Annotated in this window: 12 protein-coding genes; 8 read left to right on the top strand and 4 right to left on the bottom strand. The window is 45.4% G+C overall.

Going from position 1 to position 11,314, the window contains the following annotated elements:
• Position 1 precedes the first annotated feature (1 nt).
• From P255_RS10990 to P255_RS10960, 7 genes are all read left to right on the top strand, one after another.
• Positions 2-538, top strand: coding sequence for a DUF3261 domain-containing protein (locus P255_RS10990; RefSeq protein ID WP_004902201.1), 537 nt, complete (start codon positions 2-4; stop codon positions 536-538).
• Complete coding sequence (locus tag P255_RS10985; protein WP_004902194.1) at positions 538-1,737, top strand: beta-ketoacyl-[acyl-carrier-protein] synthase family protein; 1,200 nt, start codon at positions 538-540, stop codon at positions 1,735-1,737. Before P255_RS10990 ends, P255_RS10985 begins: the two co-directional genes overlap by 1 nt.
• Positions 1,734-2,165, top strand: a complete 432-nt coding sequence (locus tag P255_RS10980; protein WP_004902192.1) for a hotdog family protein — start codon at positions 1,734-1,736, stop codon at positions 2,163-2,165. The genes P255_RS10985 and P255_RS10980 overlap by 4 nt, the downstream gene beginning before the upstream one ends.
• Before the next feature lie 5 nt (positions 2,166-2,170).
• A complete protein-coding gene (locus tag P255_RS10975; protein ID WP_004902190.1) occupies positions 2,171-2,896 on the top strand; it encodes a 3-ketoacyl-ACP reductase FabG2 in 726 nt (241 codons plus the stop codon).
• Complete coding sequence (locus P255_RS10970; protein ID WP_004902188.1) at positions 2,896-4,119, top strand: beta-ketoacyl-ACP synthase; 1,224 nt, start codon at positions 2,896-2,898, stop codon at positions 4,117-4,119. The genes P255_RS10975 and P255_RS10970 overlap by 1 nt, the downstream gene beginning before the upstream one ends.
• 9 nt (positions 4,120-4,128) lie before the next feature.
• The gene (locus tag P255_RS10965) at positions 4,129-4,563 is read left to right on the top strand and encodes a hypothetical protein (RefSeq protein ID WP_004902187.1); all 435 of its coding nucleotides are present in this window, start codon (positions 4,129-4,131) and stop codon (positions 4,561-4,563) included.
• Positions 4,564-4,898: 335 nt separating this feature from the next.
• Entirely contained in the window at positions 4,899-5,531 is a 633-nt protein-coding gene (locus P255_RS10960; protein WP_004902184.1) for a 4'-phosphopantetheinyl transferase family protein, read from the top strand.
• Positions 5,532-5,587: 56 nt separating this feature from the next.
• Here the strand turns inward: P255_RS10960 and secF are convergent, their stop codons facing one another.
• The 4 genes from secF to tgt all read right to left on the bottom strand — a co-directional run bounded on the left by secF (position 5,588) and on the right by tgt (position 10,060).
• The gene (secF, locus tag P255_RS10955) at positions 5,588-6,553 is read right to left on the bottom strand and encodes a protein translocase subunit SecF (protein ID WP_155756907.1); all 966 of its coding nucleotides are present in this window, start codon (positions 6,551-6,553) and stop codon (positions 5,588-5,590) included.
• A gap of 8 nt (positions 6,554-6,561) precedes the next feature.
• Entirely contained in the window at positions 6,562-8,463 is a 1,902-nt protein-coding gene (secD, locus tag P255_RS10950) for a protein translocase subunit SecD (protein WP_004902178.1), read from the bottom strand.
• A 54-nt stretch (positions 8,464-8,517) separates the two neighbouring features.
• Entirely contained in the window at positions 8,518-8,847 is a 330-nt protein-coding gene (gene yajC, locus P255_RS10945) for a preprotein translocase subunit YajC (protein WP_004902175.1), read from the bottom strand.
• An 82-nt stretch (positions 8,848-8,929) separates the two neighbouring features.
• A complete protein-coding gene (gene tgt, locus P255_RS10940) occupies positions 8,930-10,060 on the bottom strand; it encodes a tRNA guanosine(34) transglycosylase Tgt (protein ID WP_004902172.1) in 1,131 nt (376 codons plus the stop codon).
• 301 nt (positions 10,061-10,361) lie between these two features.
• On the opposite strand from tgt, the gene P255_RS10935 reads away from it, so the two are divergent.
• A complete protein-coding gene (locus tag P255_RS10935) occupies positions 10,362-11,291 on the top strand; it encodes a sensor domain-containing diguanylate cyclase (protein WP_004902169.1) in 930 nt (309 codons plus the stop codon).
• Positions 11,292-11,314 lie beyond the last annotated feature (23 nt).

Here is an 11,314-nt window from a genome sequence, read left to right as displayed (position 1 = left end):
TATGCACAGATATGGACGGATTGTACTGTTGGGGCTGGCGCTGAGCCTGAGTGCCTGTCAGTCGTTTTATCCGAAAGCACCTGCACTTGCTGCACCGCAGTGGCAGGCACAGCAGTACCAGCGCCAAGATCAGGTCGAAGTACAGTGGAAACAGCAAAGTTTTAGTTTCTTGCTCTATCAGCAGCAGCAAGGTAAAAACCTCAGCATGTTGGGACTGAGCCTGACAGGACAAGTCCTGTTTAAACTGCAATTTGATGGGCAAAAGGTCAGGGTGGAACAGCGGATTGAGCAAATGCGTTTGTTACCGTTTGACTTTGTGGTACGTGATATTTTGTTTGCAACCTATCCCAAGTTTGCAGAAGCAGGGCAACCACAGGTCGAAGTGAAACAGCAGGACAATACCCAGCAGATCGAGATTGCCAAACAACATGTACTGACCATTCAAAAGCAGGCACACAGTATTCAACTGGATAATTTACATGTACCGTACACCATTGTATTTAGCCCGATGGATGATGCTTTACAGGTAGGGAATTAATGTCAGCACAGATTCAAGATTTAGCCGCAGTCGGCATTCAGTGTAGTGCCAGTTTGTCGGCTTTAGGTGCCAGTGCACAGGACGTGCGCCAAGCCCTGACCCAGCGTGAAAGTTGCCTGAGTACTCGTGAAGATTTGCTCTTGGGGCAAAGCTGTCTGGTCGGTGCTTATACAGGCGAGGTATTTCAGCAGGATTTCTCCGATGCTTTACAGGTTTTGGACTCACGCAATTTACGTTTGGCAATTACCGCTTTACAGCAAATTGAAGCCCAAGTGCAAGCCTATACTGCACAGTTTCCCCGTCAGCGTTTGGCAGTGATCGTTGGGACATCGACCTCGGGCATTGCCGATAATGAACAGCTCTTGCAACAGTATTATGCAGGTCAGGCGCATCCGCCGATTTTCTACCAGAAACAGGAAATGAACAGCCTCGCGCAAGGCTTGAAACAGTATTTAAACTGGGAAGGCATTGCCTATAGCATTTCTACTGCTTGTTCATCCAGTGCCAAAGCCTTTGCTGCAGGGCAGCGTTTACTCAGTGCCGATCTTGCCGATGCAGTTTTGGTTGGTGGGGTAGATACCTTGTGTCAGTTGACCCTGAACGGTTTTAACAGTCTGGAAAGCCTGTCGAATAGCATTTGCCGCCCATGTGGCGTAGATCGAGATGGTATTAATATCGGCGAAGCTGCCAGTTTATTTTTGCTCAGTAAAGACGCTGCCCCTGTGATGCTAGTCGGGACAGGCGAGTCGATGGATGCATGGCATATTTCTGCGCCACATCCTGAAGGGCGCGGAGCACAGCAAGCCATGCAACAGGCATTGACTGCCGCAGGTTTGCAGGCTACACAAATTGGTTATTTAAACTTGCATGGTACGGCCACTCCGCAAAATGATGCGATGGAAATTAAAGCGGTGCGTCAGGTATTTGGTTCACATCAGGTACATTTGAGTAGTACCAAGCATCAAACAGGGCATTGTCTGGGGGCGGCAGGTGCGCTTGAAGCCTTTATTTGCCAACAAGTTCTGCTCGATCAGTCTTGGTTACCACTGCATCAGGCAGGGCAGATTGACCCTGAACTGACAGATCAGAACTATGTGCAGCAACCTGAGCATAACCAGCGCGTGGATTATGCCATGAGTAATTCCTTTGCCTTTGGCGGCAGTAACATTAGTCTAATTTTTGCAAGGCAGCAGACATGATTCAGGATGCAACGGCATTTATTCCCCATCAGGCACCCATGGTGTTTGTCGATACCGTCAGCGAATTTGGCGAAGACTATGCCGTAACACAACTGACCATTCGTCCTGAGCTGATGTTTTGCGAAGCGGAAGGTTTGCCAAGCTGGGCAGCGATTGAAATCATGGCACAAAGCGTGAGTGTTTTTGCAGGTCGGCATGGACAGAAGGGTGGCGAAGCGCCAAAAATTGGTTATTTACTCGGTACACGCAAAATGCAGTTGCCTGTATCACATTTTGCCCTTGGGTCGACTTTGACCATTCGGGCGCAGCAATCTTATCTGCATGAAGGCTTGGGACAGTTCCAGTGTGAACTGCACTATGGGCAGCATTGTATTTCTGCTGTACTCAGTGTTTACCAGCCCCATGAACCACCACAATTAGGAAAATAAGCGTCATGAACAGACGAATTTTGGTCACGGGTTCTAGCCGTGGCATTGGACGTGCGATTGCACTACAGTTAGCCGCTGCAGGCTTTGATATCACGGTACACGCCCGTTCGCGTATGCAGGATGCCGAAGCGGTTGTCAGTCAGATTCAGGTTTTAGGACGGAGCAGTCATGCATTGCAATTCGATGTCAATGACCGAGAAGCGGTGCGTGAATGTCTGGAACAGGACATAGAGCAGCATGGTGCATTTTATGGGGTGGTGCTCAATGCTGGCCTAACCCACGATGGCGCATTTCCTGCATTAACCGACAACGACTGGGATGAAGTGATCTCCACTTCACTGGACGGTTTTTATAACGTGGTCAAACCGCTGATCATGCCGATGATTCACCTCAGAAAAGGCGGGCGTATCGTCACCATGTCATCTGTATCAGGCATTATGGGCAACCGCGGACAGGTCAACTACAGTGCAGCAAAAGCAGGCTTGATCGGTGCAACCAAAGCACTGGCAATGGAACTGGCAAAACGCAAAATCACGGTGAACTGTGTTGCACCAGGGCTGATCGAAACTGAAATGGTCACGGATGAAGTCAAAGAGCATGCCTTAAAAATGATTCCAATGCAGCGCATGGGGCAGGTCGACGAAGTGGCAAGTGTGGTGAAATTCCTGTGTTCAGATGAAGCTGCCTATATCACCCGTCAGGTGATCTCGGTCAATGGGGGGCTGATCTGATGAAACGGGTTGTGGTGACAGGCATGTCAGGCATTACTTCATTGGGGCAAACCGCCGATGAAATTTTTGCCAAATTTGCCCAAGGTCAAAGTGGCGTGCGCTATATGCAGGAATGGGATCAATACACTGACTTGCGCACGCGTTTGGGTGCACCCGTTGATCATTTTGATATTCCAAAGCATTTCAATCGTAAAGTGATGCGCGGCATGGGGCGCGTGGCACTGATGTCGGTGATTAGTGCCGAGCGTGCGCTCGAAGATGCAGGCTTGCTAAATCATCCAGTTTTAAGCAGTGGCGAAACAGGCGTGGCTTACGGTTCATCTGCAGGCAGTGTCGATGCAGTGTGTGAAATGGGGCGCATGATTCTGGACAATGACATGAGCCAGATGAATGCCACAACCTACATCCGGATGATGGCACACACCAGTCTGGTCAACATGACCGTGCATTTCGGAATCAAGGGTTTATCCTTGCCGACTTCAAGCGCCTGTACCTCAGGTTCGATGTCGATTGGTCAGGCGTATGAAGCGATTAAATATGGCAAACAAACCGTGATGCTGGCGGGTGGTGCAGAAGAACTCAGCGCACCAGGTGCAGGCGTGTTTGATGTACTGCTTGCCACCAGTGGCATGAATGAACATCCCGAACAGTCACCACGACCGTTTGATGCCAAGCGTGATGGTCTGGTGATTGGTGAAGGGGCAGGCTGTCTGATTTTAGAAGAATTGGAACATGCTCAGGCGCGTGGCGCGCAAATTTATGCCGAAATCATTGGCTATGCCAGCAATACCGATGGCACACATGTCACCCGTCCCGATCAGGCAAGCATGGTGCGTTGCATGCAATTGGCACTGAAAGATGCTCAGATTCCCCCTGAACAGATTGATTATGTGAATGCGCATGGCACAGCCACCGATCATGGTGATGTGGCAGAAACCCAAGCTACGGCACAGGTGTTGGGTTATAAACCGATTAGCTCGTTAAAAAGTTATTTTGGGCATACTTTAGGGGCATGTGGTGCGATTGAAGCATGGCTGAGTATTGAAATGCTGCTGCGTCAGCAATTTATTCCGACGCTAAACCTTGATCAGGTTGACCCATTGTGTGGGGAACTGGACTATATTCGACAACAACCAAAACCAATGATGGCACAGACCATCATGACCAATAATTTTGCTTTTGGCGGGATTAATACCTCACTGATTTTTAAGCGTTATTTATAAGGATAAAACATGATGATAAAAAAACTGGCATTTACTACAGCATTGTTTATGGGATTGAGTATGTCTGCTCATGCTGCCGATGATGTTCATCAACTAGACTTCAAGCAGGCAGTGCAACGCGCAATGGCAGATGGTACGCTGGATGGTTCAGTCAAATTCTATTTGGCAGGAACGAACTCAGGCGGTCGGGTGTTGCAAAAAGGCGTAGTGACCAATAAAAAGACCAATGGTTTTATGAAGTCAGCAGAGGAATCCTGCGATTGGGTGCTGCGTTCAGCATTGATTCAACTGCAAACCGCAGCAAAACAACAGGGTGCTAATGTTGTGATCAATATTGTCAGTTACTACAAGTCACATGAAACACGCAGCACCACGACTTATGAATGCCATAAAGGCACAGCTATGGCAGGGGTTGCGTTGAAAGGCGATCTTGTTAAATTTTAAGTTATATGAGTTTGGTGAAAGCTCTTGTTGATTCAGATATTAAAAAATGAATCCTCATGACGGAATCTTATTACTTTGACTTGGATTTCAGGATTAACTTTCAGTAAGACCTACTTTTCTTTCGGGAAAAGTAGGCAAAACCACCTTGCGGAGCAATGCTCCTCACTGCAAAACTCGCTTAATGTTAGTTTTTATCAAAAATATTGCAAAACCAGTATATTGCGAATAGTTTTCTGGCTCGAACAGTTGCAGATGACGTTTTTACCTCTCTGATTTTTTAGAAATATTTCTCTCACTTTATGATATTGAATCACTTCGGTTAAAGGGGCAGCAATATGAAAATTGAAATTTATTTGCAGTTGCTGTCCCGACTTGCTCCGAAACAACCTGATGCTTTTGCACATCGGGCCGCCTTTAAGCAGTATCAGCAGCAACTGATTTATGCCTATCGGGCCGAGATTCTGGCACGACAGCTCAATGTTACTGAACAGGATTTGCAGTTTGACAAAACTGAGCATGGCAAACCCTACTTGGGAAATTATCCTGAACTGGCATTTAACCATAGTCATGGTCGTGAGCATTATGCGTTGGCCGTGAGTCAGCAGGTGCAGGATGTTGGCGTTGATATTGAATCGTTACAGCGCAAAGTGCGTTTTCAGGCACTGGCAGAACATGCTTTTCATCCTGAAGAATATCAGCATTGGCAAGCCACTGGACAAAACACTGAATACTGGTTTCAGGTCTGGACAGCCAAAGAAGCGATTTTAAAAGCCTGTGGTTTGGGTATCCGTTTGAGTTTAAATACCTTAAATACCCAAGTAGTGACAGGGCAGCAACAGGGGTATTGTCAGCATTCCGAACTGGGTCGATTTAGGTACCAACACTTTGTCTGGAAGGATGCACTGTGTACTGTGGCATGGCGGGATCGTGAGGGTTTAAACCCTGAGATTGGCTATATTCAGCCATAAAAAAACAGCATCCGAGGATGCTGTTTTTTATTTAAGCCAAAATCGAAAATGAGTAATTATTTATGTTCATCTTCAAATTCAGGTTTCACTTGTACAATAAAGTCCTGACGGTTCAGACCACGCCACAAGGCATAGGCAGTCGCAATATAAATTGAAGAATATGTCCCTGCAAATACACCGATAAACATCGCTACAGAGAACCAGCGTAAACCTTCACCGCCCATAACCAGCATGGCAACAACAACCAGTAATAAGGTTGCAGAGGTGTGTACAGTACGGCGCAAAGTTTCTGTCAGTGCAATATCGACCACTTCACGCGGCGATGCGCCACGAATCTTACGGAAGTTCTCACGGATACGGTCAGATACCACGATGTTATCGTTGAGTGAGAAGCCAATTACCGCCAGTACCGCCGCCAAAGTGGTTAGGTCAAACGGCCACTGCATCAGTGCAAACACCCCTAAAATCACCAAGATATCGTGAAACAGGGAAAGAATTGCACCCACAGCCAGTTTGAACTCAAAGCGAATAGTCACGTAAATCAGCATCAGTACCAGTGCAAGTGCTACCGCACCTGCAGAGCGGACATACAGCTCATTACCCACCTGACCACCGACAGAGTCGACTTTGTGCAGGGTTGCGGTGTTATTTGGTACTTGTACTGCTTTTGCCAAAGTATTGCTCAGGTCATCTACTTTGACTTTTTGCACAGGCATACGAATCAACAGATCCTTATTACTGCCGAGGGTTTGTACTACTGCATGTTCAAAACCTGCTGATTCAAGCGATTTAATCACCTGATCCTGATCAACAGCTTGTTGATAGGTAACTTCCGCAGCAATACCGCCCGTAAAGTCTAAACCTAAGTTTAGACCACGAAAGGCAATGAAGAAGATACTGGCAATGGTAATTAGAATTGACGCGAAGGCAGCAGGTTTGCTGATCTTCATGAAGCCAATAATGCGTTCATTGTCAGGGCGACCGTATTGTTTTGATTTAGGTTGAGTCACATTGGTCATCATCGATCTCCTTAAATGCTCAACTTTTTCAAGTTACGGCTTTTGCCATAAATTAATTGCACAATGGCACGAGTCACAGTAATTGAGGTAAACATTGAGCAGACAATACCGATCATATGCGTTACCGCAAAACTTTTGATTGGACCAGAACCGATGGCGAACAAAATGAACGCAACAATAAATGTGGTCAAGTTCGAGTCGAAAATGGTGTTATAGGCACGCTCATAACCTGCCACAATGGCTTGTTTGGGCGAGGCTCCCCATTTGATTTCTTCTCGGATCCGCTCACAGATCAAGACGTTGGCATCCACCGCCATACCAATGGTGATGATAATACCTGCAATACCTGGAAGTGACAGCGATGCGCCAATCCAAGACATGACAGTCAGAATCATGGCAATGTTAATCACCAGTGCAAAGTTGGCAATTACACCAAAGACACGGAAGAACACAACCATCCAGATCGCAACCAGAATAAAACCGACTTCAGTCGATAGAATCCCTTTGTCGATATTTTCTTGACCAAGGCTTGGACCGACTACACGCTCTTCAACAAAGTACATTGGCGCTGCCAAAGCACCTGCACGTAGCATCAAGGCAAGCTCAGAAGCTTCCTGTGGTGAACTTAAACCCGTAATACGGAATTGTGAACCCAAAACTTGTTGTACTGTCGCTGCGTTAATGACCACAGACTCGGTATATGGTGTACGAACTTCAGTTTGTGCGCCTGTTTTCGGATCTTTCACGTAAGCAATTTTTTGTTTATTTTCAATAAACAATACTGCCATACGTTTACCCACAGCACTGCGGGTTGCATCCGACATCAGTTTACCACCTGCGCTGTCGAGGGTAATGTTCACCTCTGCACCGCCTGTGTCTTGGCTCAAACCAGAAGTCGCATTTTGAACACGTTCACCAGTGAGGATACGGCTACGGTTAAGCAATAACTGACGACCACTGTCTAAAGACTGGTAAGCAAACAGTTCTGTGCCTGGAGGTAATGGCTGACCATTATATTTACTTGTATATGGGTCAATATATTGGTCATTCTGGTCAGACACCAGACGGAATTCCAAGTTCGCAGTACGACCTAAAACACGTTTTGCTTCAGCAGTATCCTGGACACCAGGCAGCTCCACCACAATACGGTTGTTGCCTTGGCTCTGAACAACGGCTTCTGCTACGCCTAACTCATTGATACGATTACGTAACGTGGTTAAGTTCTGGTTGATTGCATAAGACTGGATTTCTTGTTTTTTCGCATCGCTATAGGTCAAGTTCAGCGTTGAACCTGTATCTGTTGCCAATGCTTGCAAGGTGTAATCTGGGTTATTGCGGCGCAAGAAACTAGTGGCTGCATCGCGGTCATCATTGTTGGCAAACTGTATATTAATCACGTTGCCATTGACTGCAAGGTTATTAAATTTCAGTTTGTTATCATGAAGTTGACGGCGTAAATCAGTTGCCGAAGTTTCCATACGTTGAGATAACGCTTTGTCCATGTCCACTTCAAGCAGGAAGTGAACCCCACCACGCAAGTCCAGACCTAGTTTCATTGGCTTGGCGCCAATTTTTTGTAACCATACTGGTGTGGTCGGTGCAAGGTTTAATGCAACAACGTATTGATCGCCAAGTGCCTGACGCAACACATCTTTGGCTTTTAACTGGGCATCTGAATTTGAAACACGCAGTAAGGCAGCATTGTTGGTAAAGCTGTTGTCATGACTGGCAATATTTTGGCTTTTTAAAATTTGCTCTGCTTTTTGCAAGACCGACTGGTCAATGTTGGTACCAGCCTTCGCCCCTGAAATCTGAACCGCTGGTTCATCTGGGTATAAGCTTGGCAGTGCGTATAATGTACTGATAATCAAAACCACGATAATCAGCAAATATTTCCATGCAGGGTAACGCATTTGCTATCTTCTTAAAATGAGAAAGCCGTGCGATTGCACGACTTAAGGAGAAAATTAAAGACTATTCAGAGTGCCTTCTGGTAATACTGAAACGACACTTGCACGTTGAATCTTGATTTCATTGCCACGGCTTAGCTCAACCACAGCATAATCACCTTCGAGTTTGAGGATGCGTCCCATCAAACCACCCGCAAAAACCACTTCGCTACCTACACCTAGACTTTCAACCAGAGTGCGGTGTTCTTTGGCACGTTTAGATTGTGGACGCCAGATCAAGAAGTAGAAAATCGCAACAAATACGATGATCATACCGACATTGGCAATCATGCTTGGTTGTTGTGCAGCGCCTTCTGCGGCATATGCTGTAGAAATAAACAGACTCATTTGTGTTTCCTAATAAAAATAAAATTTACTGACTTATTTGAGCAATTTACCTTGTCTTGCTCTCTAGCGCAAATATTGCGAATTAGTCGGCTGGGCAAGCTGGAACTTCTAAACCACGACGCTGGTAGAAGTCTTCGACAAAGGCATCAAAAGTACCTGCATCGAGTGCATCCCGCATCGCTTGAGTCAAGCGTTGGTAATAACGAAGGTTATGAATCGTGCCCAACATTGACGCCAGCATTTCTCCACATTTTTCTAAATGGAACAAATAAGCGCGGGTAAAGTTTTGACAAGTATAACAGTCACAGTGCGGGTCAAGCGGGCTTTGGTCATGACGGTATTTACTGTTACGAATACGGACCAAACCATCAGTGACAAAATAATGCCCATTGCGTGCATTACGGGTTGGCATGACGCAGTCGAACATGTCGACACCACGGCGCACCGCCTCAACGATATCTTCAGGTTTACCGACACCCATTAAGTAACGTGGTTTATCTGCTGGCATTTTGTTTGGCAGATAATCCAGTACTTTAATCATTTCTTCTTTTGGTTCACCGACAGATAGACCACCAATGGCATAACCATCGAAATCAATCTCTAAAAGACCGTTTAAAGATTCATCGCGCAGGTCTTCGTACATGCCACCCTGAATGATCCCGAACAAGGCATTTTTATTGTTCAGTTTATCATGATGATGGGTTTTGCAACGCTTCGCCCAGCGCAGTGACAACTGAAGCGATTTTTGCGCTTCGTCATGTGTGGCAGGGTAAGGGGTACATTCATCAAAAATCATGACAATGTCGGAGTTTAAAGTATGCTGAATTTCCATCGAAATTTCAGGCGATAAAAACACTTTTGAACCATCAATCGGTGAGCGGAAGGTCACACCTTCTTCTTTAATTTTGCGCATTGCGCCTAGACTAAACACCTGAAAACCGCCCGAGTCAGTCAGAATCGGTTTATTCCATTTAATAAAGTCATGTAAGCCGCCGTGGGCTTTAATCACTTCTAGACCTGGGCGCAAATATAAATGGAAGGTGTTGCCTAAAATAATTTGGGCTTGAATTTCTTCAATGTCACGCGGCAACATGCCTTTGACTGTGCCGTAAGTGCCTACAGGCATAAACACAGGTGTTTCAACAACACCGTGTTCCAAGGTCAAACGACCACGACGGGCGCGACCCGATTGAGTTAACTTCTCAAACTTCATATAACATCCAAATCAAGGCGAAAAAACAGTTCGCTGATTGTTCAAGCTAAAAGAGGGCTATTCTCCCTGATTCTGTATATAAACGCCAGTTTTGTGATGTATGGAACTGTTAAATTCACTCATAAAATATGAAGAAAAATCATCATGGATGAGGATTGAAAATGTAAATGATTTGCACTCTATGACTGCAATGATTTGTTGCGTTTTTTATTCAATTTTTTTGATTAAATTTTAATCAACAAGCATACACTTCTAAAAATTGTAGATTGTTCTTATATAAAAATTACAGGATGAAGATTATATGAATGAACAAAAAGAATGGCAATTTTATAAAGCACTGGTTGAGACAACCAAAGCGATTCCCTGGAAAATTGACTGGGAAACCAAAGAATTTAGCTATATTGGCCCACAAATTGAAGGCATTTTAGGCTGGTCGCCAAACACCTGGAAAACAGTACAGGACTGGATTGATCGCATGCACCCTGAAGATCGGGAGTCTACACTTAACATGTGTATCACCCTATGTAATGAAGGAACAGATCATGAAGCAGATTATCGGGTGCTTAATCAAAAGGGTGGTTATGTCTGGATTCGTGATGTCGTGCATGTACTTCGTGAAAATAACAAAACCACAGCCTTGATTGGGTTTATGTTTGATATTTCAGAACGTAAACGGCTTGAACTAGAGCTCGAACAACTCAATAAGCGCAATCAGGAGCTTTTATTACAAGATCCTTTAACACAAGTTTCTAATCGGCAAGCCTTAAAAGAACGACTTGAGCAAGAATTTAAACGGGCACAGTGCAACCAGAGCCCACTTTCGATTCTGTTTATTGATATTGATCATTTTAAAAAATACAATGATGAACATGGTCACTTGCAGGGTGATTATTGCTTGGTTGCTGTCGCTCAGCTATTAAAACAAATGTTTAGCCGACCCTGTGATTTTGTAGCACGCTTTGGTGGTGAGGAATTTGTGGTACTTTTGCCAGAAACCTCACAGGAAGAAGCAATTCAGTTGGCTGAACATTTTAGAAAAGCGGTCAGTCGGATTGAAATGCCGCTGATAACTGCACCTCAAAAACCTAAAATTACGGTCAGTATCGGGGTCAATACCCATGGCAAAACTCAGCAATACCTCACCGTTGAAAGCTTTATCCGTTCAGCCGATGAATTGTTGTATCTGGCCAAAGATCAAGGTCGAAATCAGGTTCGATATTATTCGCTCTGATCACCAGATCGTCTCGTCGTGCC

Origin of the sequence: Acinetobacter brisouii CIP 110357, from assembly GCF_000488275.1 — a bacterium.
Lineage (GTDB): Bacteria > Pseudomonadota > Gammaproteobacteria > Pseudomonadales > Moraxellaceae > Acinetobacter > Acinetobacter brisouii.
This window is presented reverse-complemented; position numbering and strand designations above follow the sequence as displayed.

Excerpts from the sequence above, each read along its gene's own strand:
- P255_RS10985 (WP_004902194.1), top strand. The coding sequence starts at position 538 with ATGTCAGCACAGATTCAAGATTTAGCCGCAGTCGGCATTCAGTGTAGT.
- secD (WP_004902178.1), bottom strand. The coding sequence starts at position 8,463 with ATGCGTTACCCTGCATGGAAATATTTGCTGATTATCGTGGTTTTGATT.
- P255_RS10975 (WP_004902190.1), top strand. The coding sequence starts at position 2,171 with ATGAACAGACGAATTTTGGTCACGGGTTCTAGCCGTGGCATTGGACGT.
- P255_RS10980 (WP_004902192.1), top strand. The coding sequence starts at position 1,734 with ATGATTCAGGATGCAACGGCATTTATTCCCCATCAGGCACCCATGGTG.
- P255_RS10990 (WP_004902201.1), top strand. The coding sequence starts at position 2 with ATGCACAGATATGGACGGATTGTACTGTTGGGGCTGGCGCTGAGCCTG.
- P255_RS10960 (WP_004902184.1), top strand. The coding sequence starts at position 4,899 with ATGAAAATTGAAATTTATTTGCAGTTGCTGTCCCGACTTGCTCCGAAA.
- P255_RS10935 (WP_004902169.1), top strand. The coding sequence starts at position 10,362 with ATGAATGAACAAAAAGAATGGCAATTTTATAAAGCACTGGTTGAGACA.
- P255_RS10965 (WP_004902187.1), top strand. The coding sequence starts at position 4,129 with ATGATGATAAAAAAACTGGCATTTACTACAGCATTGTTTATGGGATTG.
- P255_RS10970 (WP_004902188.1), top strand. The coding sequence starts at position 2,896 with ATGAAACGGGTTGTGGTGACAGGCATGTCAGGCATTACTTCATTGGGG.
- tgt (WP_004902172.1), bottom strand. The coding sequence starts at position 10,060 with ATGAAGTTTGAGAAGTTAACTCAATCGGGTCGCGCCCGTCGTGGTCGT.
- yajC (WP_004902175.1), bottom strand. The coding sequence starts at position 8,847 with ATGAGTCTGTTTATTTCTACAGCATATGCCGCAGAAGGCGCTGCACAA.
- secF (WP_155756907.1), bottom strand. The coding sequence starts at position 6,553 with ATGATGACCAATGTGACTCAACCTAAATCAAAACAATACGGTCGCCCT.